Raw genomic sequence first — 23,543 nt, 5'->3', positions numbered from 1 at the left:
ATTATATTTTTAATAATTTTTACATCAGACAGGATGTCGCTCATCTTTTGAATCGAAAAAAGAACCGACTTTAACTGTTATGTTAGCAAGAAGAAGTACCTGCACAGGTTATGGCAAGAGCTACTCAGATTAAGTGATATAGGCCCTATTAGAATGGTTTGTTCAATAGATTGAGCTTACAGTTTTATTTGATTAATTAGATATAGTTTATAAAAAAGGGAGAACTTATATTCTCCCTTTTTTAATTATGAAATGGTCACAGTCTTTTCTTCTATCTTTTTCTTAACAATTGCATAGCTTATTCCAGTAACGATACTACCGGCAGCAATTGCAGTAAGATATAACCAAGCATGATTAATTGCATTTGGAATTAAAAGAACAAACACACCACCGTGAGGAGTTACCAACTCGCAATGGAATAAGGCAACAAGTGCGCCTGTCACAGCGCCACCTAAAATACAGGTTGGAATAACACGCATTGGGTCTTTAGCAGCAAAAGGAATTGCACCCTCTGAAATAAAACATAAACCTAGTACAAAAGCGGCTTTCCCAGCATCTTTCTCTCCTGTGCTAAATTTATTTTTAGCAATGAGAGTCGCAATAGCCATACCAATAGCAGGGACCATACCGCCCGCCATTGTTGCTGCCATTGGCATATAGGTATTTGTTGTCAGCAATCCGACAGTAAAAGCGTAGGCTGCCTTATTGATTGGACCACCCAAATCAATACACATCATGCTTGCTAATATAATTCCCATTAACACAGCATTTGTTGTACCCATATTATTTAGGAAATCTTTCATTAGCTCGAAAATATGTGCTACAGGTTGTCCAACCACATAGAACATAATAAGGCCAACAAATAACGTACCTAATAAAGGAATAATTAAAATGGGTTTAAGCGCTTCTAGACTAGTTGGAAGTTTAAGTTTTTTTGCAATAAAAAGAGCGATATAACCTGCAAGAAAACCAGAAACAATACCGCCTAAAAAACCTGCTTGTAATTGAGAGGCGAGTAAGCCGCCAATTAAACCAGGTGCGAGCCCAGGACGATCAGCAATCGAGTAGGCAATATAACCCGATAACATTGGGACCATAAGCATAAATGCGGCGGCCCCAATTTGTTTTAAGATCGCAGGTAAACTTCCAGCTTGCTCAGCAGCATTTAGACCAAAGCATAAAGAGAGGGCAATTAAAAGACCTCCAGCCACGACCATAGGTAACATATAGGAAACACCTGTTAAGAGATGTTTATATACGCCAACCTTTTCGGTTTTATCTTTGTTTTCGACTGATGTTTGTTGCTTACCTTGTTCTAAAACTTGAGCATTACTTATTGCTTCAGCAAAGGCTTTATCTGTTTGCTTTAATGCAAAACCAGTGCCGCATCGGTAAACACGCTTACCCACAAAACGATCTGTATTAACTTCAATGTCAGTCGCAAGAATTACGATATCTGCCTCAGCAATAGCTTGAGCTGATAAAATATTTTTTGCGCCAACGGAACCTTGTGTTTCTACTTCAATTTCATAGCCAAGTCTTTCTGCACCTTGTTGTAAAGCTTCGGCAGCCATAAAAGTGTGTGCAACCCCAGTAGGGCAAGCTGTAATTGCAACAAACTTAGTTGCTTTGTTTACTGATGTCGTATCACTCTGCCAATCTTGAGCTGGCTTAAAATGATCTAAGGCAGTTTGAAAAGCTAAGTGAGCATCCTTTTTTATCTCTTCAATGCTAATTAAAGACAAAGGGTGGGTACCAAAAATATTTAGATCTTTCGGGCGTTGTCCAACAACAATGACTTGATCTAAGTTTTCATTCGCATCAAATTCATCGAGCGAAATAATGCTATTTAAATAACCCTGTTGGGATGCAACTTGTGCAAGTTTACGAGCTAAAATCAAAGCATTGACTTGCTGTTGCGGACTATTAATGACAAATAATAAATGTTTAGCAGTTGGCATCAGATTCACTCAATGAATTGATTGTAGTTTGGGCTTTTAATTGGACTAGCTTTTCAGCATTTGGAATCCGAAAGCCAATTTGTGTGACAGCATGGCTTGCAATTGCTGTAGCCGTTTTCAATGTTTCTTCAGCAGAAAAACCATTCATTAAGCCATGAATCATGCCTGCTAAAAGAGAGTCACCTGCACCAACGGTACTTTTAACGACTACTTTAGGGGCTTTGGCATGAAGTGGGTGAGTGTTATGTAGCCAATTTACACCGTCTTCACCCATCGAAATAACGACATGCTCAATTTCAGCTAAGTTTTCAAAAAGCTTTTTTTGTTCAGCATAGGTCGCGGCAGGAAGCTGATAGCTTTCTACTAATTCATCAGTATTGGGTTTAATCATCCAAGGCTGGCACTCAATTGCAGCGACTAATGCTTTACCACTTGTATCAAGAGCAACTTTTTTTCCTTGCCCTTGAATGAGCTTAATAAGTTGCTTTAACTCATCAATACTAAAACCTTGTGGAAGGCTCCCTGCAATAGCAATCACATCTACTTGCGGCAAAATCATTTCGATTTTCTGAAATAAGTTCTTTTTATCCAATTCAGATACTAAAAAACCTTTTCCATTTAAATCAGTCATACGCCCAGAATGTTCAGCAATTTTTATATTTTGGCGAGTCTCACCTTCAATATAAATAAACTCAGGCTGGAATTGAGCTTCCTTAAAATGCTTATCAAAAATCTGTCTGTTAGTGGTTCCTAGAAAACCAGAAACAATAACCTCATGCCCCAAATCTTTTAAAACCTGTGCAATATTTAACCCTTTGCCTGCTGCATGTATTTCTACAGATTCTTGTCGATTTACTTCGCCAACCTGTAGTTCATTGAGTTGTATAGTCACATCAATTGCAGGATTTAAAGTAATTGTTAAAACTTTAGCCATTACTGTTCCTAATCTTTAGATTTCTTGTTCGGATAGCTGACGTACAGCAGGGGCGCTATCACATTCTAGTGCGCGTTTTGCAAGCATTTGAGCTTGGCTGTAGTCAAGTGTACGAATTTGGGCTTTTACCAAAGGAATACTATTGGGAGACATGCTGAGCTCATCTACGCCTAATCCCATAAGGATCGGTACAGCTTTTGGATCAGCTGCCAGTTCTCCGCATACGCCCACCCATTTGCCATATTTATGTGCAGCTTTTACAGTATGATCAATCAATTGCAAAATGCTTGGGTGGAGGCCATCTGCTTCAGCCGAGAGGATAGGGTGACCACGGTCAATAGCTAAAGTATATTGAGTTAAGTCGTTTGTTCCTATACTGAAAAAGTCCACTTCTTGAGCAAGAATAGGGGCAAGTAAGGCAGCAGAGGGAACTTCAATCATAATGCCAACTTCTAAATTGTCACATGGATGTAAAGTTTTAACCTCATCAAGAATTGCCTTTGCTGCACGCCATTCTTCTACACGACCAATCATTGGAAACATGATTCGTAAAGGGCGATCATCTGCGGCTTTAAGCAAAGCGGTAAGTTGCTGACGTAACAGCTCTGGCTGTCTTAGCGTCAAACGAATACCTCTTAGACCTAAAAATGGATTTTCTTCTTCAGCAATTGGAAGGTAAGGGAGAGGTTTGTCACCTCCCACATCTAAAGTACGTACTACAAGAGGGCGGCCAGCAAGGGCATCTAAGACAACACGGTAATCTGTTTCTTGGGCTGCCTCATTTGGGGCACTGCTATGAGCCATAAAAACAAGCTCGGTTCTGAGTAGACCGATTGCTTCGGCGCCACATTCTACTGCGTGGGCTGTAGCTTGAACTTTTCCTAAATTGGCAGCAATTTCGATCTGGTATTGATCTAGAGTAATCGCAGGTTCTTGACAGTGGCGTTCAGCTTCTTCACGAATTTTTTGTTGAAGCTCACGCTCCTGTTTTGCTTGTTCGATTTGCTGAGAATTAGGGTTTAATACAAAAGTTCCTGTATCTCCATTAATTAAAAGAGAACTCTTTTGTTCAATATCTAATACTTGATCGCCAGCACCCACAATGGCAGGAATACCTAAAGCACGAGCAACAATAGCGCTATGGGCACTAGCACCGCCTACAGCTGTCAAAATACCCGCTACACGATCTTTATTAAGGCGAGCCACATCACTTGGCCCCACATCATACATGATCAAGATATAAGGCTCTTTTGGCTCTTCGATAATAACTTCACCACAGAGTTGAGCTAAAACCCGATCGCCAATATCACGTAAGTCTGTAGCTCGCTCAGCCAGTAAACGGTCTGGTAAAGCTGCTTGTTCTTTGGCTGCTGCGTCAATATGTTCATACCATGCAGCAGGGGCAGAAAGGTTTAAGTTTATCTTTTGATAAACACCATTAATGAGATCGGGGTCATCCAACATTTCCAAATGTGCTTGGAAGATTTGCTTAATTTCCGTAGCTTCAGATTTCGCAATCACTTGGTGAATATTGTTTTTAACTGCATGAAGAGCAATATCTAGTTTTTCTTTTTCTGCTTTAACACTTAAACCCATACGTTCATATTGATAAATCTTAGGTTTAATGACATGTACGGGGCCAAAAGCTAAGCCGCTTGAAGCTGGAATGCCTGCATTTGCACTTAATGTTCTCGGCAGTGATTTTACTGTTTGAGACGATTGAGTTTCTTTGATATCTGGAGACAGAATTGGTTCAACTTCCTCTCCTAAGCCTTGTTGCACGGCCTGAATAACTTTATCTAAAGCTTCAACCGCATCTGTTTCTGGCTCGGCAATAAAACGTAAAGTTTGGCCGCGTTTACATCCTAAGGCTAATAAACGAGTCAAACTTTTAGCTGAAACAAAATTACCTTCGTCCACTGCGACTTGAATATCGCCTTGAAAACTTTTTGTTAAGTTCACCAAATGAGTCGCTGGTCTAGCATGTAATCCATGTGCATTGGCTAATACAACCGAGCGATGAGGCCAATCTGGAATAACATCTGCACCAATAATTTTAGCAATTTCATTTGGTGTTTGTGTTTGATCTAGCTGAGCGACTTGTTCTGGGTTAAATAAAATATCAATGAGTCGGTTAAATCTTTGACTATCTAACTGCTCATTGGCAGCAATACAAACTAGCGTATTTAGTTTTTGTCCACCCAGATCTAGAGTATGGCGGGGCTTTACAATACTGATTGCAGGCTGTTGAACGAATTTACTGCTAGAAATAGACCAGATCTGGTCTTGTAACTGGATAACTTGATCTGGCTCAAGTGAGCTTAGAAAACCACATTTTACGAAATTATGTTTTTTTAAAATTTGAGAGGCTGACCACAACAAATCTTCAATATCTTGAGATTCAATTTCAGTTTGAATTAAATTTTCGTGCAGAGTTAAAGATAAAGGTTGAGCTTGTAAGAGTTCAATAATTTGCTCAGGTTGTGTCGCATTTTTTACTTGTTCACTGACATCCTGCATTAAAGCTCGAGTTAATATTTGTAGTACTTGTAAATGTTCATCAGATTTTGCTGCAATAACTACAGCTAAATAAATCGTGTTTTCCCCATCCCATATTATTCCTTCAGGGAAGTGAGCTAACCGAATGCCTGTTTCTAAAATAAATTCACGAGATTGCGGAGTGCCATGTGGAATTGCAATTCCTTGACCTAAATAGGTGGCGCTTTGCTGTTCGCGATTGATGAGTCCTGTTATATATTCAGGTGTAACTAACCCATCTTTTACTAATATATCTACTAGACACTGTAATGCATGCTTTTTATCAACAGCATGTTGATTCATATGAATATGTCGAGGCTCGAGTGCTAGCATACTTATCCTTGAACAATTTCTTTGGTTTTAGCTAAAACAGAAAAAAAGAAGCTGTTTGTATTAAAATAGGTTAGTTTACCCGTTTTTAAACAACAGCTTCAGACAAATTACCATAGCAGAACTTTAAGGTTATATCGACGTATTTACGTAAAAAAATGCTTATTAAAAATACAAAGGAATCGCTACTTAATATATTTTAATTTGTTATGGTAACTATAAATTTAATAAAGTGATTTTATAAAAAAGAAGTATTAATAATAAAAAAAACCTCTAAACCGGATTACGGGCATAGAGGCAAAAAGTAAATGATAGAATTTAAAATTAATATTGAATTTCTTGCTCTAAGAGTGACCACAGCTTTTGATGTGATTTTTTAAACATTAACATGTGTCCAATTGATTTATAACCGAGTTTGATCGGGTTTAGTTCTAGCATTTTAGTAGGGGCATTCGGATATAAACTTAATAAATCCTCAACATTGTGTTGAGTGGCAATTTCATCGTCACTTGCCCAAATCGAAGTAATGGGGCAGACAATCTCAGTATGAAAGTCATGAAAGATAGTTTTACCAATGGCATTTTTTACATAGCCTGGGTTGCTACAAAATTCTCTCCATTGTTGAGCAACTTTTTTAGGTAAGTTTTCACCCATTCCAATAAATTGAGTAGCGCCATAACCTTTTAAAGTATTAGAAATTGGAAAAATAACATTAAACATAACAGGGGCCAGAAACTTGGTTTTACCTTTAAGTCCTTTTACATTGCCAGTAGAGCCTGCTACCGCAACAACTTTTGCTACCTTATGAAAATTAGGCACAATTCCTAATAATTGCCCACCGGCACTGTGGCCAAGCAGAGTAACTTGTTCTGCTTGTGTTTTTTCTAATAGGGCGTCAATTGCGCAAGGAATATCACGTGTCCCCCAATCATTAATACTTGCCTCACTTTGCTTTAAAGGTCCATGCAATGAATCTCCAATTCCACGGAAATCAAAGCTTAATACTTCATAACCTTGTTGGCTTAACCATGTAGCAAAAGAATGATAAAAATTTTTAGTAATGCCTGTGGCTGGGCAAATCAAAACAGGATTGGCCGATTTTTTTGTTTGAGCTGGATAAAATTGTGCAGCAAGTTGATAACCATCTTCGCAGGTCATCCAAAATGATTCAAAAGTGTTATCCATAATATTACGTAATGATTAGCTTATTGATGACTTTAATTTACATGAGTTCTAAAATGATACTTGATTAAAGTGTGACTATAAAGTCAGGATTTATGCTATACAGCTCATTAAATTTTAATAAAACGAATAATGAGGAAAAAGATGGATTTATCAAAAGCTGTACAGTTAGCGATTGTATTTAGTGGCATATTTTTATGGATAGGAATGTTCACAGGGGTGTGGAAATATTGGCAAATACGCCGTTCGGAATTGAGTCGTGCGCATTATTATGTCGATATTGCTCATCGAAGTAGCTTACTTTACGCAGCTGCTAGCTTAATTCTTGCTGCACTAAGTTATTTTACTGTTTTAAATGAAAATATTACTTTGTGGTGTGTTCTAGCGAATGTCTTATTTTTTAGTTTTTCAATATTGGTTTACATCATACATGGATATTTACAGGACACGACAAATCAATTCAAAACTCCACATCGATTAGGCAGATTTAACTTGCCTTCGTGGTTAATGTCTTTAATGATGGTGGCATTGATTATTACTGAATTATTAGCTACAGCTATTTTAGTTATGGGAACAATTTTTTTATTTCTGGGTATATAAAAATGGATGATCACTCATCCATTTTTTTAATCTTGCAATTATTGTTGACTAAGACGTCTTTTAGCTAACTTTCGCATTTTATGATCGACGAAGGCCCACAAACAAAATATGACAGAAACAACCATCGCATACATAAAGTATTCGGGTTTTAAATTTCCTTTAATCATACCTTGAAACAGCAAAGTCAGCATAAGAGCAAGCGGTGTTACTCCATAAACAACTGAATCTTTGCTGTTCAGAGTGTTAATGAAGACTTGTTTGTTGAAATGTAATGATAACATCTCCATCCCTCCTTGTAGTTGTGCTAAAACCTAATGTTTTAGTCAAGAATAAGTTTTAAGCTTAATGTTTTACTGCTATTTTTAATTCAATTCAATAGAGAATAGCAATTTTTTTGAGCAGTTTTACAAAAACCTTTATATTTATAAAAGCTTAAGGTATTAAAAAAGTAAATATTAAATATTTTTGTATGAAATGCTTATTCTTTTAGGGAAGAGAAATTATTTAAGTGAAAAGTGTATTAATTTCTCTTTCCTATTAATTTATTTTAGCTATTTTGCTTTTTAAAAAAGGTATCAATCGCATGTTGAGCAATTTCTGCATCTTCAAAAGATTGAACACCAGATACACCAATAGCACCTAAAATTTCACCTTCATGAATAATCGGTTTTCCACCTTCTAACATCCCTTGAGCGCTGGGCATACTTAAAAAACCAAGACGACCACTTTTTAGAAGTTCTTCGTAAAATTTTGACGGTCTACCTGATATTGAAGAGCATTTTGCTTTTTCTAAGCATAGATGTGAACTTAAAGGAGAGGCGCCATCTAAACGTTTCATGAGTAATAGAGAGCTTGTTTCATCAACAATCGCAATGCTGACTTTAAAGTTGTGTTCAATAGCATATTTTTGAGCTTCTTCCATTAAAAACTCTGCATCTGCTAATGTTAAGTAATATTTAGTTTTCATTGTTGCTCTTCTTTCCTGAGTAAGCTAAAAATTATTTTAGTGTAATTTTACAGTAAAAATTGATTATATCTATTGTTTATTTGTCATTAAAAGCTAGTGTGGAAATAAAATGCTGGCTGGGTAAACACAGCATTTTATTCAATATATAAAATCATGTTTGGATAAAACTCGATTTCAAAAAAGCCACTAAATTAAATGTTTTTGAATTTAACTTTGTCGATAATTACGGTAATTACAAGAACAACTAAAGATGGGATCAACCAAGCTAAGTTTTGTTCATTTAGTGGTAAATGTTGTAGAAATTCAGGTAAATAATCACCAAAACCTGCAACTTTAAGACCATCAATAATGCCGAAAATTAAAGCAATACTCGTTACTGAACCGACAATAAAAGAAGGTTTGTGCCAAAATTTCCAAAAGAAGCTCAGCATAATCACCACAATTGCAGGTGGATAGATTGCACTTAAAACTGGTACTGATATAGCAATCAGTTTAGTTAATCCAAGATTAGAAATAATGAAAGAGAAACCAACTAAAATAAAGACTAAAAGCTTATAGGGTAATTTAGTTAATTGAGCAAAGTACTCACCACACGCACACGTTAAGCCAATCGCTGTAACCATACATGCTAGAAAGATGAGGCCAGTTAAGAATAATGAACCCATATTTCCAAAAGCATGCTGAACATATGCATGTAAAATTACTGCGCCATTTGCTGCATTTGGTGCTACTTCATGGCTACCTAAACCTAATTTGAACAAGCTTAAATAGACTAAAGTAAGACCGGCACCCGAAATGAGACTGGCAATAATTGCATATTTGGTCACTAACTTTTTATCAGTTACACCGCGAGAGTAAATCGCTTGAATAATAACGATACCAAATACGAGTGCACCTAAGGTATCCATGGTGAGATAACCGTTTACGAAACCCTCTGAAACCGGCGACGCAACGTATTGATTAATCGGTGCAGGAACGTAACCCGCAGGAATCATGACCGCCGCAATTCCTAAAATTGCTAAAGCGATAATTTTTAGCGGGGCAAGTACATGTCCTACTGTATCCAAAAGCTTGTTTGGATAGAGTGAAACTACAGTTACAAATGAAAAATAGATTGCACTATAGATTAGAAGACTGCTACTTGAGGTTCCAAAATAAGAGGAAAAACCAATTTCATAAGAAACAGTAGCTGTACGTGGGGTAGCAAATAGAGGGCCGACTGATAAGTAACAGACAACAGTTAAAATCAGACTTGCCACCCGACCTAAGGGAGAACTAATAATTTCAATGGATCCCTGCATGCGAGAGAGTGCCATAATGGTAATTACAGGTAAGCCGACAGCCGTAATCAAAAAGCCTAGTGCAGCTAACCAGACATGTTCACCAGCTTGTTGAGCGACGATGGGAGGAAAGATAATATTGCCAGCACCAATAAAAAGGGCAAAGGTCATAAAACCTAAGGCAATAATATCTCCAGTGCGAAGATGTTGCATAAATTAAAAGTGAATAAAAAAGAAGGAATTTTAGAGCAAAAGTAATCATGTTCAAGCGCTAATTTATGTGAAAAAGCTTTTTTTCGGGTGGTTAAAACGATATCTGGTGATATAAGCATTTGTTTGGTTAAAGTATGTACTTGAAAAGCCATTAAAAGGACAAAAGAACTTCTTTTTAAGTTCTGACTTTTTATAAAAAATATGTAAGAATAAAAAGATAAACTTTTACTATGAATGCTGAATGTTTAAGCATTTTAGGCTTTTGGTCTGACTTATATTCATCCTAAAATATTTTGAATTACCTTAGGTTTTTGTAGGGAAGGGCATGTTTCTTGTCTGCGAGGATAGAATTGAATGAGAGCTTCTACTGTTACCATTAAAACTGAACAAGATCTGGAAAAATTAAGAGTTTCTGGACGCTTGGCGGCACAAGTTTTAGAAATGATAGGGGCCTATATTAAACCGGGCGTATCTACTGAATATTTAGATAACCTCTGTAATAACTATATTGTAAATAATTTAAAAGTTATTCCCGCTAATGTGGGATATCACGGTTTTACAAAAACAATATGCACCTCAGTCAATGAAGTTGTTTGCCATGGAATACCATCGCCGAATAAAATCTTAAAAGATGGCGATATTATTAATATTGATGTCGCAATTATTAAAGATGGTTATTTTGGTGATACGAGTCGCATGTATTTTGTGGGTAATGTAAATCCACAAGCGAAAAAACTGGTTGATACAACCTATGAAGCGATGGTTGCCGGTATTCATACCGTTAAGCCAGGCGCTACATTAGGCGATATTGGTTATGCTATTCAGTCGGTTGCTCACCGAGAAGGCTATAGTATTGTTCGAGAATATTGTGGGCATGGGATTGGTAAGGTTTATCATGAACAACCCAATGTTCTACATTATGGGCAGCGCGGGCAAGGCTTGGTCTTAAAGAAAGGAATGGTCTTTACCATTGAGCCAATGGTGAATGCGGGTAGACCACAAGTGAAAGAGTTAAATGATGGCTGGACAGTCGTTACTCAAGATCTTTCGTTATCTGCTCAATGGGAACATATGGTTGCAGTAACAGATACTGGCTTTGAACTATTAACACCATGGCCCGAAGGTGTGGGCAATTATCCTGCAATTTGAAAAATATAAAAAAAGTTCGATAAATTATCGAACTTTTTTATTTTAATGCTCAGAAAGATGTTCTACTAAATAATCAATAAATACTCGAACAGCAGGTAGTAATCCTCGGCGTGATGGATATACGGCATGTAATATTCCATGAGGCGCTTTCCAGTCCGGTAAGATTTGTAGAAGTTGCCCAGACTTCAGGAAATCTTCTGCTGCACTCTCTGGCAATAGTGCGATACCACAGTTCTGACTAGCCAATTGAGCCAACATGTGTATGTTTGTGCCCATTACAATAGGGCTGACTTTGACTTTTTTCTGTTGATTGTCAGGTCCATGCAAAATGAATTGTTGATCAAGATGATCTTCAGACAAACTTAAAATACGGTGCTCACTGAGCTGCTCTGGATTTTTTATATCTCCAAACTCATTTAAATATGCCTGACTTGCGAATAAACTTTGTTCTATAAGGGCAAACTGTCTAAGAACTAAACTTGGATCATCATCAAGTTTTGAGCGAACTCGTAAAGCGATATCAATCCCTTCGTTAATGACATCCACTCGACGGTTACTCACCATAAGTTGCAAACGAATTTCTGGATATTTTTTTAAGAAAGCAGGTAGGATTTTTGGTAGTTGATTTTGAGCAATATCAACAGGCACACTAACTTTTACCACGCCTCTGGGTTGAATACTTAAATGATCAATTAAATCATGGGCAGCTTGTGCAGCATTCATCATGACTTGAGCATGTCTATAAATATCCATCCCAATATCTGTAACAGCAAAATGACGAGAACTACGCTGGATTAAACGAACCCCCAAGTTTTCTTCTAAACTGTACACGCGACGACTTAATTTTGATTTTGGTATATCCGTTACACGCTCAGCAGCACTAAAACCACCATGCTCAACAACAAGAGCAAAACAATAAAAATCATCAAGATCAGTGAGCATTAAAATATCCTATTTATGCAACAACTATGATTTTACATTATTATTTTTGCAACGATAATTCTTATACTAAATTTTTTGTAAGTAGAGGATAAATTCATGATCTATTTAATAAAGATGGTTTTTGAAATGATTTTGTAATTACGATGTAATTTTGATGTATGTATTTTAATTGAACTTGTGGCCTATCTATAGAACTATTAATCAATTTCTTCTACACTATAATTTTTCTTTACCCTCCAAATCTAATGCCTTATCAATTAATAGAACTTAACGATGCCTCAACAAATATTAAGTGTCCATTTTGCAAACAAGCGATAATTGACTGGGCACAAGAACAATATGTTCAGCCATGTGAGCACACTTTATTTATTGCTATGGATTTAGGATTCGAATTTGTTGCAGATCGATTTGAAGAGTGTATGAGTCAAAGCGTGGATGAGTTGCATGAAGACCCAAATATGAATATTTTTGAAGCTCTAACGACAACGGCTTATGAAAATCTAATTGTTTTAAAATCTGATTTAGGTGTGGAAGGTCTATTTCGCTATGTTGGCGTGAGTGATTTTTAACGTTAAGAGCATAAAAAAGCCAATCTATTGATTGGCTTTTTTATTATTTACGCTTCTGGTGCAGCGCTATATTGTTCAACTAATGGTTTTAATTCGCCATTTTGGAACATTTCAAGCATGATATCGCTACCGCCAATCAGCTCGCCATTTATCCAAAGTTGCGGGAATGTAGGCCAATTCGCAATTGCTGGTAAGATTGCACGAATATCAGGATTTTCCAGAATATTTACATATGCAAATGGACGACCAATTTGACTGAGCGCCTCTACAGCACGTGCAGAGAAACCACATTGTGGAAACTGTGGAGTGCCTTTCATGTAAAGTAAAACGGGATGCTTCGCAATTTGATCGCGGATTAACGCTTCAGTATCACGTGCTTGTTCAGTCATAAATAGATCCTCAACTAATCTAGCAGCATTATAGGGGGTGTTTATGTTGCTTTGCAAACCACCTGATTACTTAAAGTTGCATTGAATATTCAATATTTTATTGTATAAACCGAAGTGATAACGAAAAGCGGACGAAATTTTAGATAAATGATTGATGAGACTTTTCATCAGAGCCAGTTTTTGCTTATATAAACCCTTCTTAACACCTCATACAGACAGAGTTCGATATGACTGATATTACCCTAGCTCCAATACAACCTGATCAACCATCACACTTAATGGCTACTTATGGTCGCCAAGCGATCAGTTTTGTACGAGGCCGAGGGGCATATCTATATACTGAAGATGGTACAGAATATCTAGATGCCTTAACTGGTATTGCGGTATGTGGTTTAGGTCATGCGCATCCAGTCATTGCAGAAGCAATTGCTGAACAAGCTGCAACACTTGTACACACAAGTAATTTATTTGAAATTCCTTGGCAAACTGCCGCTGCTCAGAAGCTTGCCGAAGTGTCTGGCATGGAAGAGATCTTCTTTTCAAACAGTGGCGCTGAGTCAAATGAAGGTGCGATTAAGATTGCTCGTAAATTTGGTACTCAACAAGGTGTACGTTTGCCAAAGATTATTGTGGCAGAACAATCATTTCATGGTCGTACTTTGGCAACACTTTCAGCAACGGGTAATAAGAAAGTACAAGATGGATTTGCCCCCTTGGTAAATGATTTTATTCGTGTGCCATTTGGTGATGTAGAAGCAATTCAAGAAGCAGCTTTGCAACATCCAGATATTGTTGCAATTTTGATTGAGCCAATTCAAGGTGAGGGTGGTATTAATACTGCTCCTCAAGGCTTTAGCTATCTTGAGGAAGTTCGCAATATTTGTAATCAGCATAACTGGCTCATGATGCTAGATGAAATTCAAACAGGTAATGGGCGTACTGGTAAATATTTTGCATATCAGCACACCAACATTGTGCCTGATGTCTTGACGACTGCGAAAGGACTCGGAAATGGCTTCCCAGTAGGTGCTGTAATGACACAAGGTAAAGCTGTTGGTTTATTGGGGCCTGGTAGTCATGGTTCTACCTATGGCGGCACTGTACTCGGTTCTCGTGTGGTTTATACAGTCATTGATACAATTCAAAAAGAGAATGCGGTAGAAAATGCAGCAGTAGTAGGACGCTATATTGTTGATCAACTTCGTGCACAGTTAGTCGATAAGAATATTCAAGTGCGTGGTTTTGGCATGATGATAGGTATTCAATTGCCTAAAGACTGTGCTGAACTCGTTGCCATTGCGCGCGATCAACATAAGCTTATTATTAACGTTACAGCAGGTTCGGTCGTTCGCCTATTACCGCCTATTAATATGACTCAAGCGCAGGCCGATGACTTGTTAGAGCGTTTAGTTGCTTTGATTAATAATTATCTTTAAGTCTTAGTGTTAAAAAATGGGCGTATAAGCGCCCATTTTTTATTTCAAATTATTAGCCAGAGATATATTGTTTTAACTGTTCAATTAAGTTCTTCTGATCTTCCATTGCAGCTTTTACCAAGTCACCAATAGAGATAAAACCAACTAATTTTTCATTGTTCAATACTGGTAAATGACGTAAGTGGCGATCTGTCATTAACTGTAAACACTCTTCAACGGTGTTGTTCAGGCTTACAGTAAGTACTTTAGATGTCATAATTTCAGCGACTGTAGTGCTATATGAAGAACGTTCCATAAGCGTCACTTTTCGGGTGTAGTCACGTTCAGATAAAATTCCGACAACTTTTTCACCTTCAGCTACGACTAGCGCACCAATTCCTTTATCAGCCATGATCTTGATGGCTTCAAGGACAGTAGCTTCTGGAGAAATTGTAAAAATATCTTGCTCTGATTTGTTTTTGATTACTTGTGCAACGATTGTCATTTCTTCTGTCCCGTGTTTTATCATTTTGTTTTAAATTAGCTTGATTTTATAAAAATGCAAAGACTTGATAGTCATTCAAATACAAGTTTTACACTCAAGCGTTCAAAAAGCATTCTAATAATGGTGAAGAACCTAAAGAAAACTTAAGCTCTTTGCCAGTGCGGATGTTTAAAAAAGAAATGATGCATTTGCTGGGTAGATAATTTTAACTTCCTATGAGAAGAATTAAACAAAGCAGGTGTAACATTGAGTCGGGTTAAAGTTGGTAATAAAGATTCGTGAAAATCTTTGGGGGTAATTCTTCTTGGTTTGTAGTGTGGCCAATGTTCTTTAGCGTAGCGGTGAGCTTGCAATCCATTGAGCCAAAAAGGAAAAATAAAGTCTTCCTGATCTGATTTAATTGCCCAACCTTGATGAAATAATCCCCAAAGAACTCCGCAATACATCATGGTTCTTAAAATATAAATCTTAATCATCAAGTCTTTTGAAACCGGTTGTAGATTGCTTAAACTATTCATTGTCAATTTAATGGTTCTTAACTTGTCTTGCTTATTATAGAAAAAATAGATGACATTTCAGTTTAAACAGGTATCAAATCGTAAACAAATATTCCCAGCTATAAAAATGCCACTTGAGCTACGACTCAATTGGTAAAGTGAAGCTTTGGCGAAGCGCAAGGCAAACGAAGTGCGTAGTGAATTATATTTATTATAGAAAGTTTTTACAGGTATAAAAAAATGCCACCTGAGCAAAACAAAGCGATTAAAGCTTTGGTGAAGCGCAAGAAGAGATAAGGGATGAATTGGTTTATATCAAATTTTTACAGACATAAAAAAACGCCACCTAAGTGACGTTTTTTTATGCTTGCATTGTGGCTAACTTTTGCCAATATTGTGCTTTAAGTGAGTCACGTTCAACACGGAAACCTTGATAATACAATTCTGCTAAGAATAGAGCCGCTTTACCGTGCCCAGCGCGAGCAACTTCTTCTAACTGTGTAACTGCATCTTGAAAGTTCATTTGAGAATGAATAGTGTTTACTGCAGTTGCGTATACATGTTCTAAATCATGATGAGAGATACGTTGAATCATATAAAACTCCTTATTGTAATTATGATTACTTTTTTCTAAAGGCCACTGCCTTTAAATTAATTTAACTTAGAATTATTAAACTAATATTACAAATTGATGGATTTGTCAACTATTTGTGCTTTTCGCTTAATTCACTATTAGGATACATGATTAAACATTATTCACAAATAATTTTGATTAAAATCAATATGAGAATAAAAGACAAGGAGAATAAAATATGACAAATACAATCGACGGCTTTGTTTTTGATACTCCGCCTAAAGAGGAACAAATCATAGAACTGGCCCATTATCACCGTAAATTATTAGATGAAGCGATCTTTCATCAGGAAATCCATTTAGGGGATTATTGTCTTGCGCAACGCAAAAGGGTGTTTGATTTTGCTGGGCATTTGGAACCCACCCAAAAAAGCTGGTTTTATCAAGTTTATGATGGGGAACTTCGAAAAATTGCTGATGAAGACGAATTGCACCCAGCTGATGCAGAAGAAGGACTAAGTATTTTTGCGATGTTTTTAGTCTTAGTGATTATTGCAGCAATTTTATACTTTTCTGTCATTCGTTCACTAATAAGTTGAGCATACTATCCAGTAAGGTACGATTATTAACCTTACTGGATGTTTGATCTTGTGCTTATGAGCATTGAACCCTACACTACACTAATTCGAGGTAGGTCATGCTCATATTCAAACAAAATTTTCTTAAATTAAAGTCTGAGTTAAAAGTTGATCAATGTTTTAACCTATTTGTGGTTATTGTCATTGGCTGTATTTTTGTGCTGTCATATTTAGCATTACTTCGGCCTATTAGTCCGGATCAATATCAACGAATTATCCAACTATCTCATCAGGCGACTTATCCAAGAACTCAAGACATGGCCGAGTTGCTTATAGCTCAGTCGGAAATTCATCGGGCAGAGTATTTAAAGTTAATGCATGCTTACCAATTTGAAGGTGCTCATGTTAAGCAATATCCAGCACTCGCTCAGGAAGATACTCAGTAAATGAGTAAATCAGACTAAATCTTGGTTTGCCAGGCGTTTTGAATGCTATTGTGGCAGGCAATGTTTTGAATTTATGCTAAACTTTCTCTTTTTAAACGCGCTGCTTTTCAAGGAATCGGCATGCAACAACAATCGAATATGCAAAATAAATTCTTGATAGATGCTGAGATCGGTGATGACGATGTCACGTTACCTAATTTACCTGCTATCGATGTTCCCATCGTTGAATCTCCTGTTAAATCACAAGAAAGTACGGAATTAGCCGAGACTGAATCTTCTTCTACCAATATAGAAACTGAACAAACCAAATCTGGTTTTTTTGGTCGGATGAAGGAAGGCTTAACAAAGACTCGTCGTAATTTCGCCGATGGTATGGTTAACATTCTGATTGGCGGAAAAGAAATTGACGATGAATTGCTTGAAGAAGTTGAAGAGCAATTATTGGTTGCGGACATTGGTGTAGAAGCAACTAAAACGATCATTACCAATTTAACAGAACGAACAGCTCGTGGTGATTTGATCTATTCCCACTCTCTTTATAAAGCGTTACAAGAAGAGTTGGTTGCTCTGTTGGCTCCACGTGTGAAACCACTACATATTGATCCAAACAAATCACCTTATGTGATTTTGATGGTCGGTGTAAATGGTGTAGGCAAAACTACAACCATTGGTAAATTAGCGAAGCGTTTACAAGGTGAAGGTAAAAAAGTGATGTTGGCTGCCGGTGATACATTCCGTGCAGCAGCGACAGAACAATTACAGATCTGGGGTGAACGTAACGATATCTCTGTAGTCGCTCAAGGTCACGGAGCTGATAGTGCCTCTGTTATTTTTGATGCCTTTGAGAGTGCTCGTGCTAAGGGAATTGATGTATTAATTGCAGATACAGCAGGTCGTTTACATAATAAAAGCAACTTGATGGAAGAGCTTAAAAAAGTTAAACGCGTTATGCAAAAAATTGATGCAACTGCACCTCATGAAATTATGTTGGTAGTAGATGCGGGTACGGGTCAAAACGCGATTAACCAAGTGCAAGAGTTTGACCAAGCTGTGGGTTTAACTGGTATTACAATTACTAAGTTAGATGGAACTGCGAAAGGCGGCGTGCTCTTTAATATTGCTAGTCGCAGTCATGTGCCAATTCGTTTTATTGGTGTTGGTGAAAAAATTGATGATTTAAGACCATTCTCGGCTAAATCATTTGTCGCTGCACTGTTTGAAACTGATAAATAAAATTGGTTATTAGCAATGAAAAGCTTCACTAAATGGTGAAGCTTTTTTATATGTATATCTTTTTTTATTGTTGCGAAAATAAAACGAACTGTCATATTTTTAATGCTGATTATGAAAAATGAGTTCAATACACTATATTCATTCCCAAACAACGGCCCATGGTCAATCAAATAGGTAGGAAATAACAAAATGTCTACTTTCTTAGATAAAATTAAAAATCGTCGTACAATTTATGCAATTGGTAAAAATGTTGCATTAGATCGCACTAAAATCGAAGAAACTATCCGTGAAGCGGTTAAACATAGTCCTTCAGCTTTTAACTCACAATCTTCACGTGTGGTAACGCTTTACGGTGAATCTCATGCTAAATTCTGGAATTTAGTCCGTGAAGCATTACGTAAAATTGTTCCTGCTGAAGCTTTTGCGGGTACAAACACAAAAATTGATAGCTTTGTAGCTGGTGCTGGTACGGTACTATTTTATGAAGATCAGGCCGTTGTTAAAAACTTACAAGAGCAATTTGAATTATATGCAGACAACTTCCCAGTTTGGTCTGAACATTCAAGCGCGATTGCTCAATTTGCAACTTGGACTGCGCTTTCAGAGCTTGGTTTAGGTGCATCTTTACAACACTATAACCCGATTGTTGATGCTGAAGCAGCTGAAGCATTTGATGTTCCTGCAACTTGGAAATTACGTGCTCAATTAGTATTTGGTTCAGTTGAAGCACCAGCAGGCGAGAAAGCATTTATTAATGATGCTGATCGTTTCAAAACCTTTAACTAATTTAAGTTACTTAAAAAGAGTACCTCATTAGGTGCTCTTTTTTTTACTTTTTGATTATTATTAAAGACTAAATAAAAAACAACTATTCAGTAAAATTCAATTATATATTTTAAAGTCTTTCATCTGAAAATTGATCTAGAACCCCAATGTCATAAAATGGTCACAATCATATTGCATATTGCTCATGATTTAATAGCTTATCAAATACAGAGAAAGAAACAGATGACTTTAAGATTAAGCGTTGCTGCAATTGGTTTGTTACTCAGTGGTTCAGTATTTTCAGCAGTTACAATTACAGCACCAGAGGAAATTGTAATCCTTGCGGTGAATGGTCAAGAAGTCAATTCTGGGTTATTTCGTTCATCTAAAAATAATTATAAAGTCGATGCGGGTGAAACTAGCTTAAGCGTGCGCTACCAAGAATATTTTGAACATTTAAATGGCGAGCATGACATTGTTAAATCTGGCGTAGTCACAATTCAAACACCTACATTGCAAGATGGGAAAACTTATAAGCTTTCGATGGTAGATGTGCCTAAAGATTATGAAAATGCGAAAAAGTATGCTGAGCAACCAACGGTTGCTTTGTACAGTGCAAATAATGAATTAATTGTGAAACAAACGGGTGCAAACAATGAAGCAAAACCATGGTTTGCAACTGGCTTGTTGGGTAAAGTAACTGATTTTACGACTAAATCATCTAGACCACAGCCTGAAGCAGTGTATGCATCGGCCAAACCTGCATCTACTCAAGTTGTGGTGCCAGCTCCAACATCTATACCAGTAACTGGTGTAGCACAAACTAATGATCAACGGTTAGTGGAAACTTGGCAGAAATCTTCTAAAGTTGAGCGTCAAAAATTTATGGCTTGGTTAGCTGAACAATCAAATTAATTAATTGCTATTTAAAATAAAGCCGATTTGATAAATGAAAAAAGACCTCAAATGAGGTCTTTTTTGTTTAGGTTAGAAACCAGATGTAATAGCCTAAAAGCATGAGAGGCCATGCTACCCATGGGCTAAATAACCATTTCCATAACCAGAAGTTTGGTACAAAACCCACTCCATAAATGAAACCACCAGAAATACCAATCATCACCAACATGAGTTGACTATGATTGTAGTGTCCATTTGCATCTAACATGAGTGAAGGGTAAACAAGCAAAATTGCAGCAAGAGGCAATGCCAACAGAAATGAAAGGGCCATTGCGAATGCTTGAACTTTTCGATGATTTGATGCTGTCATTGCTTTTGCCATGATTTATTCCTCATCTAAATTTTGATGATGTTCGATATAAAGTGCACTAAGTACACCTGCAAAACATGCCATCAAAATGCCAAGGATCCATGCGAAATACCACATTTGCTTCTCCTTAATACAAGCTATGCGAGTTTGACTCGATGTGTTTGTTGGTAATGACGCCCCACATTTTGTAATAAGACCAACTGGTATAGATCAAAATGAGTGGTACAAAAATGCCAGCCGCTACAGTCATAACGCCTAAAGTAAGGTGGCTTGAGACAGCATCCCACATCGTCAAGCTAGAATTAGGATTAATACTAGATGGAAGCAAGAACGGAAATAGGGCAAAACCTGCGGTTAAAATCGCTCCTACAATCATTAAACTTGTGCCAGTAAAACTTAAGCCTGCTTTTGCTTTTGAAGCTGCAAAAACTGCAATGATTGCGCCTAATATTGCAAGAACTGGGGCAACTTTAGTAATTGGATAGGTACTGTAGTTGTTCATCCAGCCAGGGTTGTTATTTGTAACTACCTCTTTTGCTAAAGGGTTGAGTGCAGCATTTGGGTCAATAGCAACTGCATAGCTATAACCCGGTACTTGCCCAAAATACAGCCAGGCCCCAATAACAAGGAAACAAATTAAAAATATAACTGCCATGATCTGGGTTGCTTTGGCAGAACGTTGCTTTAAAGCGTTATCTGTGCGCAACATGAGCCATGCACCGCCATGGGCACAAAGCATTGATAGACTGACAATGCCGCAAACTAAGGCGAACGGATTTAAAAGAGCAAAAAAACTGCCAGTATATTCAGAGCGTAAAGTGTCATCTAAACCAAAAGGTAAGCCTAGAAACAAATTACCAAAGGCTACACCGAACACAAGCGCTGGTACAGCGCCTCCAATGCATAGGCCCCAATCCCATGAATTACGCCATTTGGTGTTTTCAAGTTTGGAACGATAATCAAAACCGACTGGTCGTAAGAAAAGGGCGAATAAAACCAGTAGTAATGCCCAATACATACCAGAGAAAGCTACAGCATATACCATTGGCCATGCAGCAAATAATGCACCACCTGCTGTAATAAACCAAACCTGATTGCCATCCCAGTGAGGAGCGATCGTATTAATGGCCGCACGTCGTTCGTTATCGGTTTTCCCAACGAAAGGCATGAGAGCCATGGAACCCATATCGAAACCGTCAGTGAGAGCAAAGCCGATCAGAAGTACACCAACTAACACCCACCAAATGATTTTTAATAGTTCATATTCAATCATGATAAGGCCTCCCCATTAACAGCTGTTTTCGGTTCTTGCTTTTCAAAATGGTATTTACCAGTGTGGAGAGAGCTTGGTCCTAGACGAGCAAATTTAATCATTAAATACATCTCAATAATTAAAAGAACTGTATAGAAGGCAGCTAAAGCAATTATAGAACCCCATACATCACCAGTACTTAAGCTAGAAGTAGAGAGGTGGGTTGGTAAGATTTCACCAATAGACCATGGTTGACGGCCTCCTTCAGCTACATACCAGCCTGTTTGAGCTGCAATCCAAGGAAGTGGTAGTGCAAACAATGCATATTTCAGTAGCCAAGGTTTATTTTCAGCATTTCTTTTTGCTACTGCCCAAGTTGCTAAAATGAATAAAAGCAACATTAAGAAACCTGAAGCTACCATTGCACGGAAAGAGAAGAAGAGAGCTGTAACATTTGGAACTGTGTCTTTTACAGCGGCTTGAATGTGTTGCTCTTTCGCATCAACTACATTTGGTGCATATTTTTTAAGAAGAAGGCCATAACCTAAATCTTTTTGATTTTTTTCAAATGAAGCCAATAACTCGGGTGAGCGATCACCTGCACGAAGTTTTTCAAGCTCAGCGTAAGCAAGCATGCCGTTACGAATACGAACTTCGTGCTGTTGCATGAGATCTTTTAGGCCAGTAACTTCTTTTGTTGTTGATCGAGTTGCAATTAAACCTAATGCATATGGAATTTTAACTGCATAATCTGTCCGCATTTCTTCATGGTTCGGTATACCAAATAAAGTAAATGGAGCTGGAGCAGGGTGAGTATCCCATTCAGCTTCAATTGCAGCCAGTTTGGTTTTTTGAACATCACCTAATTCATAGCCAGATTCATCCCCGAGTAAAATCACCGAAAGTGTAGATGCAAGACCGAAAATTGCAGCAATTGCAAATGAACGACGGGCGAAAGGAAGATCCCGTTTTTTAAGCAAGTAGTAGCTTGAGATAGCAAGTACAAAAATTGCACCAGTTACATAGCCCGCAGATACGGTATGTACGAATTTAACCTGAGCTACTGGGTTAAAGATAAGCGCGCCGAAATCGACTAATTCCATACGCATCGTTTCAAAGTTGAATGCAGCACCTACTGGGTTTTGCATCCATCCATTAGCTACTAAAATCCAGAGCGCTGACATGTTAGAACCAAGCGCAACTAACCATGTTACTCCTAGATGCTGAACCTTACTTAAGCGGTCCCATCCAAAAAAGAATAAGCCAATAAAGGTCGACTCAAGAAAGAATGCCATAAGGCCTTCGATTGCTAATGGTGCACCAAAAATATCACCGACATAATGTGAGTAATAAGCCCAGTTCGTTCCAAACTGAAACTCCATGGTTAAGCCAGTCGTTACCCCTAACGCAAAGTTAATACCAAATAGTTTTCCCCAAAATTTAGTCATATCTTTATAAATTTCTTTACCAGAAATGACATAGGTGGTTTCCATAATGGCAAGAATAAAAGCCAAACCTAAAGTTAAAGGGACGAAAAGAAAGTGATACATGGCGGTCATTGCAAATTGAAACCGCGAAAGATCAACCACGCTTTCAGAAATCATCAACGTGTCTCCTTAATGTGGGAAATGTTATCGCCAGCAATATGCTCGGCGACCTGATTGTCGAAATTTTTGGGGATGGTGGGAGCATCAAACCAAATGTGTTTAATCGTTAAAAGAAGCACTATTTTTATTATTAGAATAATAGTGATTTCTTTAATTAAACGACTATTAAGATTTTGAAAATTAAGGCTCATAAATTAAACCTCATTTGATATTAATTTCATTATTAATCAAAATATAATAAAAATAAACAATAAATATATTTTAAATAAATATTTAAATAATTAGGTTATAAAAAACAAATACTTAATATTTAAAAAATAATACCATACTAAAATAGTTTGAATTGATTGT

26 protein-coding genes are annotated in these 23,543 nt (G+C 37.3%); 9 read left to right on the top strand and 17 right to left on the bottom strand.

Annotation, left to right across the window (positions count from 1 at the left end; genetic code table 11):
* Positions 1 to 245: 245 nt before the first annotated feature.
* The 4 genes from MSG66_RS17590 to MSG66_RS17575 all read right to left on the bottom strand — a co-directional run bounded on the left by MSG66_RS17590 (position 246) and on the right by MSG66_RS17575 (position 6,948).
* On the bottom strand, positions 246 to 1,961 hold the full coding sequence (locus tag MSG66_RS17590; protein WP_202741890.1) for a fructose-specific PTS transporter subunit EIIC: 1,716 nt from the start codon (positions 1,959 to 1,961) through the stop codon (positions 246 to 248).
* Positions 1,948 to 2,895, bottom strand: a complete 948-nt coding sequence (gene pfkB, locus MSG66_RS17585; protein WP_202741891.1) for a 1-phosphofructokinase — start codon at positions 2,893 to 2,895, stop codon at positions 1,948 to 1,950. Before pfkB ends, MSG66_RS17590 begins: the two co-directional genes overlap by 14 nt.
* Positions 2,896 to 2,910: 15 nt before the next feature.
* Positions 2,911 to 5,766, bottom strand: coding sequence for a phosphoenolpyruvate--protein phosphotransferase (gene ptsP, locus MSG66_RS17580; RefSeq protein WP_324654767.1), 2,856 nt, complete (start codon positions 5,764 to 5,766; stop codon positions 2,911 to 2,913).
* A gap of 321 nt (positions 5,767 to 6,087) precedes the next feature.
* Positions 6,088 to 6,948, bottom strand: a complete 861-nt coding sequence (locus tag MSG66_RS17575) for an alpha/beta fold hydrolase (protein WP_324654766.1) — start codon at positions 6,946 to 6,948, stop codon at positions 6,088 to 6,090.
* Between the two features lie 141 nt (positions 6,949 to 7,089).
* Between MSG66_RS17575 and MSG66_RS17570 the strand changes: the two genes are divergently transcribed.
* Positions 7,090 to 7,545 (top strand): hypothetical protein, encoded by a 456-nt coding sequence (locus tag MSG66_RS17570; protein ID WP_202741894.1) that lies wholly within the window; start codon positions 7,090 to 7,092, stop codon positions 7,543 to 7,545.
* Between the two features lie 38 nt (positions 7,546 to 7,583).
* Here the strand turns inward: MSG66_RS17570 and MSG66_RS17565 are convergent, their stop codons facing one another.
* The 3 genes from MSG66_RS17565 to brnQ form a co-directional block, all read right to left on the bottom strand.
* Entirely contained in the window at positions 7,584 to 7,826 is a 243-nt protein-coding gene (locus tag MSG66_RS17565; protein WP_042894212.1) for a hypothetical protein, read from the bottom strand.
* A 266-nt stretch (positions 7,827 to 8,092) separates the two neighbouring features.
* Complete coding sequence (locus MSG66_RS17560) at positions 8,093 to 8,512, bottom strand: heme-binding protein (RefSeq protein WP_324654765.1); 420 nt, start codon at positions 8,510 to 8,512, stop codon at positions 8,093 to 8,095.
* A gap of 191 nt (positions 8,513 to 8,703) precedes the next feature.
* Positions 8,704 to 10,005: a branched-chain amino acid transport system II carrier protein gene (brnQ, locus tag MSG66_RS17555; protein ID WP_133973282.1), complete on the bottom strand. Its 1,302-nt coding sequence runs from the start codon at positions 10,003 to 10,005 to the stop codon at positions 8,704 to 8,706.
* Positions 10,006 to 10,359: 354 nt separating this feature from the next.
* Between brnQ and map the strand changes: the two genes are divergently transcribed.
* Complete coding sequence (gene map, locus MSG66_RS17550; RefSeq protein WP_324654764.1) at positions 10,360 to 11,154, top strand: type I methionyl aminopeptidase; 795 nt, start codon at positions 10,360 to 10,362, stop codon at positions 11,152 to 11,154.
* Positions 11,155 to 11,196: 42 nt separating this feature from the next.
* Here the strand turns inward: map and MSG66_RS17545 are convergent, their stop codons facing one another.
* Positions 11,197 to 12,096 (bottom strand): LysR family transcriptional regulator, encoded by a 900-nt coding sequence (locus MSG66_RS17545; RefSeq protein ID WP_075431434.1) that lies wholly within the window; start codon positions 12,094 to 12,096, stop codon positions 11,197 to 11,199.
* A gap of 245 nt (positions 12,097 to 12,341) precedes the next feature.
* Here MSG66_RS17545 and MSG66_RS17540 point away from each other — a divergent pair, with 245 nt between their 5' ends.
* On the top strand, positions 12,342 to 12,665 hold the full coding sequence (locus MSG66_RS17540) for a hypothetical protein (RefSeq protein WP_202741897.1): 324 nt from the start codon (positions 12,342 to 12,344) through the stop codon (positions 12,663 to 12,665).
* Between the two features lie 47 nt (positions 12,666 to 12,712).
* Here MSG66_RS17540 and grxD read toward each other — a convergent pair whose 3' ends face one another.
* Positions 12,713 to 13,054 carry a Grx4 family monothiol glutaredoxin gene (gene grxD, locus MSG66_RS17535; RefSeq protein ID WP_042894221.1) on the bottom strand — a complete coding sequence of 114 codons (342 nt, stop codon included), beginning with the start codon at positions 13,052 to 13,054 and terminating at the stop codon, positions 12,713 to 12,715.
* 227 nt (positions 13,055 to 13,281) lie between these two features.
* On the opposite strand from grxD, the gene MSG66_RS17530 reads away from it, so the two are divergent.
* Complete coding sequence (locus MSG66_RS17530) at positions 13,282 to 14,490, top strand: aspartate aminotransferase family protein (protein ID WP_324654763.1); 1,209 nt, start codon at positions 13,282 to 13,284, stop codon at positions 14,488 to 14,490.
* Between the two features lie 52 nt (positions 14,491 to 14,542).
* Here MSG66_RS17530 and MSG66_RS17525 read toward each other — a convergent pair whose 3' ends face one another.
* The 3 genes from MSG66_RS17525 to MSG66_RS17515 form a co-directional block, all read right to left on the bottom strand.
* Positions 14,543 to 14,974 (bottom strand): CBS domain-containing protein, encoded by a 432-nt coding sequence (locus MSG66_RS17525; protein WP_042894230.1) that lies wholly within the window; start codon positions 14,972 to 14,974, stop codon positions 14,543 to 14,545.
* A 143-nt stretch (positions 14,975 to 15,117) separates the two neighbouring features.
* The gene (locus tag MSG66_RS17520; protein ID WP_197731008.1) at positions 15,118 to 15,492 is read right to left on the bottom strand and encodes a DUF2750 domain-containing protein; all 375 of its coding nucleotides are present in this window, start codon (positions 15,490 to 15,492) and stop codon (positions 15,118 to 15,120) included.
* A 340-nt stretch (positions 15,493 to 15,832) separates the two neighbouring features.
* Complete coding sequence (locus MSG66_RS17515; RefSeq protein WP_003652111.1) at positions 15,833 to 16,066, bottom strand: hypothetical protein; 234 nt, start codon at positions 16,064 to 16,066, stop codon at positions 15,833 to 15,835.
* Positions 16,067 to 16,283: 217 nt separating this feature from the next.
* Between MSG66_RS17515 and MSG66_RS17510 the strand changes: the two genes are divergently transcribed.
* From MSG66_RS17510 to MSG66_RS17490, 5 genes are all read left to right on the top strand, one after another.
* Positions 16,284 to 16,643: a hypothetical protein gene (locus MSG66_RS17510; RefSeq protein ID WP_042896041.1), complete on the top strand. Its 360-nt coding sequence runs from the start codon at positions 16,284 to 16,286 to the stop codon at positions 16,641 to 16,643.
* Between the two features lie 98 nt (positions 16,644 to 16,741).
* On the top strand, positions 16,742 to 17,068 hold the full coding sequence (locus tag MSG66_RS17505) for a hypothetical protein (protein ID WP_003652108.1): 327 nt from the start codon (positions 16,742 to 16,744) through the stop codon (positions 17,066 to 17,068).
* A gap of 120 nt (positions 17,069 to 17,188) precedes the next feature.
* The gene (gene ftsY / locus MSG66_RS17500) at positions 17,189 to 18,301 is read left to right on the top strand and encodes a signal recognition particle-docking protein FtsY (RefSeq protein ID WP_202741899.1); all 1,113 of its coding nucleotides are present in this window, start codon (positions 17,189 to 17,191) and stop codon (positions 18,299 to 18,301) included.
* A gap of 189 nt (positions 18,302 to 18,490) precedes the next feature.
* Entirely contained in the window at positions 18,491 to 19,087 is a 597-nt protein-coding gene (locus MSG66_RS17495) for a nitroreductase family protein (protein ID WP_004643073.1), read from the top strand.
* Between the two features lie 222 nt (positions 19,088 to 19,309).
* The gene (locus MSG66_RS17490; RefSeq protein WP_324654762.1) at positions 19,310 to 19,981 is read left to right on the top strand and encodes a DUF2057 family protein; all 672 of its coding nucleotides are present in this window, start codon (positions 19,310 to 19,312) and stop codon (positions 19,979 to 19,981) included.
* A gap of 67 nt (positions 19,982 to 20,048) precedes the next feature.
* Here the strand turns inward: MSG66_RS17490 and MSG66_RS17485 are convergent, their stop codons facing one another.
* From MSG66_RS17485 to cydP, 5 genes are read right to left on the bottom strand one after another with little or no spacing between them, the layout of a single operon-like run.
* Positions 20,049 to 20,348 carry a cyd operon YbgE family protein gene (locus tag MSG66_RS17485; RefSeq protein ID WP_080593069.1) on the bottom strand — a complete coding sequence of 100 codons (300 nt, stop codon included), beginning with the start codon at positions 20,346 to 20,348 and terminating at the stop codon, positions 20,049 to 20,051.
* The gene (gene cydX, locus MSG66_RS17480; RefSeq protein WP_000270276.1) at positions 20,349 to 20,450 is read right to left on the bottom strand and encodes a cytochrome bd-I oxidase subunit CydX; all 102 of its coding nucleotides are present in this window, start codon (positions 20,448 to 20,450) and stop codon (positions 20,349 to 20,351) included.
* Between the two features lie 10 nt (positions 20,451 to 20,460).
* A complete protein-coding gene (cydB, locus tag MSG66_RS17475) occupies positions 20,461 to 21,606 on the bottom strand; it encodes a cytochrome d ubiquinol oxidase subunit II (protein ID WP_324654761.1) in 1,146 nt (381 codons plus the stop codon).
* Positions 21,603 to 23,189 (bottom strand): cytochrome ubiquinol oxidase subunit I, encoded by a 1,587-nt coding sequence (locus MSG66_RS17470; RefSeq protein ID WP_324654760.1) that lies wholly within the window; start codon positions 23,187 to 23,189, stop codon positions 21,603 to 21,605. Before MSG66_RS17470 ends, cydB begins: the two co-directional genes overlap by 4 nt.
* Positions 23,189 to 23,383 carry a cytochrome oxidase putative small subunit CydP gene (gene cydP, locus MSG66_RS17465; RefSeq protein WP_199964202.1) on the bottom strand — a complete coding sequence of 65 codons (195 nt, stop codon included), beginning with the start codon at positions 23,381 to 23,383 and terminating at the stop codon, positions 23,189 to 23,191. The genes MSG66_RS17470 and cydP overlap by 1 nt, the downstream gene beginning before the upstream one ends.
* Between the last annotated feature and the right edge of the window lie 160 nt (positions 23,384 to 23,543).

It is taken from the genome of Acinetobacter sp. IK31 (assembly GCF_035615195.1).
Taxonomy (GTDB): Bacteria; Pseudomonadota; Gammaproteobacteria; order Pseudomonadales; family Moraxellaceae; genus Acinetobacter; species Acinetobacter calcoaceticus_C.
This window is presented reverse-complemented; position numbering and strand designations above follow the sequence as displayed.

What these genes read in the sequence shown, in the direction of transcription:
- MSG66_RS17515 (WP_003652111.1), bottom strand. Translation starts at nt 16,066, where the DNA reads ATGATTCAACGTATCTCTCATCATGATTTAGAACATGTATACGCAACT.
- grxD (WP_042894221.1), bottom strand. Translation starts at nt 13,054, where the DNA reads ATGACTGAACAAGCACGTGATACTGAAGCGTTAATCCGCGATCAAATT.
- cydP (WP_199964202.1), bottom strand. Translation starts at nt 23,383, where the DNA reads ATGAGCCTTAATTTTCAAAATCTTAATAGTCGTTTAATTAAAGAAATC.
- ftsY (WP_202741899.1), top strand. Translation starts at nt 17,189, where the DNA reads ATGCAACAACAATCGAATATGCAAAATAAATTCTTGATAGATGCTGAG.
- MSG66_RS17505 (WP_003652108.1), top strand. Translation starts at nt 16,742, where the DNA reads ATGCTCATATTCAAACAAAATTTTCTTAAATTAAAGTCTGAGTTAAAA.
- map (WP_324654764.1), top strand. Translation starts at nt 10,360, where the DNA reads ATGAGAGCTTCTACTGTTACCATTAAAACTGAACAAGATCTGGAAAAA.
- MSG66_RS17570 (WP_202741894.1), top strand. Translation starts at nt 7,090, where the DNA reads ATGGATTTATCAAAAGCTGTACAGTTAGCGATTGTATTTAGTGGCATA.
- MSG66_RS17560 (WP_324654765.1), bottom strand. Translation starts at nt 8,512, where the DNA reads ATGAAAACTAAATATTACTTAACATTAGCAGATGCAGAGTTTTTAATG.
- MSG66_RS17530 (WP_324654763.1), top strand. Translation starts at nt 13,282, where the DNA reads ATGACTGATATTACCCTAGCTCCAATACAACCTGATCAACCATCACAC.
- MSG66_RS17520 (WP_197731008.1), bottom strand. Translation starts at nt 15,492, where the DNA reads ATGAATAGTTTAAGCAATCTACAACCGGTTTCAAAAGACTTGATGATT.
- pfkB (WP_202741891.1), bottom strand. Translation starts at nt 2,895, where the DNA reads ATGGCTAAAGTTTTAACAATTACTTTAAATCCTGCAATTGATGTGACT.
- MSG66_RS17575 (WP_324654766.1), bottom strand. Translation starts at nt 6,948, where the DNA reads ATGGATAACACTTTTGAATCATTTTGGATGACCTGCGAAGATGGTTAT.
- MSG66_RS17525 (WP_042894230.1), bottom strand. Translation starts at nt 14,974, where the DNA reads ATGACAATCGTTGCACAAGTAATCAAAAACAAATCAGAGCAAGATATT.
- brnQ (WP_133973282.1), bottom strand. Translation starts at nt 10,005, where the DNA reads ATGCAACATCTTCGCACTGGAGATATTATTGCCTTAGGTTTTATGACC.
- MSG66_RS17545 (WP_075431434.1), bottom strand. Translation starts at nt 12,096, where the DNA reads ATGCTCACTGATCTTGATGATTTTTATTGTTTTGCTCTTGTTGTTGAG.
- MSG66_RS17510 (WP_042896041.1), top strand. Translation starts at nt 16,284, where the DNA reads ATGACAAATACAATCGACGGCTTTGTTTTTGATACTCCGCCTAAAGAG.
- ptsP (WP_324654767.1), bottom strand. Translation starts at nt 5,766, where the DNA reads ATGCTAGCACTCGAGCCTCGACATATTCATATGAATCAACATGCTGTT.
- cydX (WP_000270276.1), bottom strand. Translation starts at nt 20,450, where the DNA reads ATGTGGTATTTCGCATGGATCCTTGGCATTTTGATGGCATGTTTTGCA.
- MSG66_RS17590 (WP_202741890.1), bottom strand. Translation starts at nt 1,961, where the DNA reads ATGCCAACTGCTAAACATTTATTATTTGTCATTAATAGTCCGCAACAG.
- MSG66_RS17540 (WP_202741897.1), top strand. Translation starts at nt 12,342, where the DNA reads ATGCCTTATCAATTAATAGAACTTAACGATGCCTCAACAAATATTAAG.
- MSG66_RS17490 (WP_324654762.1), top strand. Translation starts at nt 19,310, where the DNA reads ATGACTTTAAGATTAAGCGTTGCTGCAATTGGTTTGTTACTCAGTGGT.
- MSG66_RS17470 (WP_324654760.1), bottom strand. Translation starts at nt 23,189, where the DNA reads ATGATTTCTGAAAGCGTGGTTGATCTTTCGCGGTTTCAATTTGCAATG.
- MSG66_RS17565 (WP_042894212.1), bottom strand. Translation starts at nt 7,826, where the DNA reads ATGTTATCATTACATTTCAACAAACAAGTCTTCATTAACACTCTGAAC.
- cydB (WP_324654761.1), bottom strand. Translation starts at nt 21,606, where the DNA reads ATGATTGAATATGAACTATTAAAAATCATTTGGTGGGTGTTAGTTGGT.
- MSG66_RS17495 (WP_004643073.1), top strand. Translation starts at nt 18,491, where the DNA reads ATGTCTACTTTCTTAGATAAAATTAAAAATCGTCGTACAATTTATGCA.